The following is a 268-nucleotide window of genomic DNA, read 5'->3' as shown; positions in this document are numbered from 1 at the left end:
GAACAGTAACTTATGGTTTCACACAACCATTTGCTGGTGTATTTGACTATGCTCACTATGCAGGTCAAGATGATTCATTAGTATTAGGTTTGTTCCATGATACATTATTAACAACTGCAGAAGATTTAAGCACACAAAATCATGCAGCATCTTATGAAGTATCTGAAGATGGATTAACTGTTACACTTACTATTCAAGAAGGAATTTTATGGCACGATGGCAATGAATTAACTGTTGATGATATGATTTATACTTGGCAAGTTATTGC

General features: G+C 34.0%; 1 protein-coding gene. It reads left to right on the top strand.

Annotated features, from left to right (window positions below; translation table 11 throughout):
* A partial coding sequence (locus tag AOA60_RS27605; protein WP_256592893.1) for an ABC transporter substrate-binding protein occupies positions 1–268 on the top strand: 268 nt, incomplete at both ends.

Origin of the sequence: Pseudomonas sp. 2822-17 (assembly GCF_002742485.1) — a bacterium.
Taxonomy (GTDB): Bacteria; Pseudomonadota; Gammaproteobacteria; order Pseudomonadales; family Pseudomonadaceae; genus Aquipseudomonas; species Aquipseudomonas cyclaminis.
Note: the sequence above shows the minus strand (reverse complement) of the source record. Positions and strands in the feature narration are given on the sequence as shown.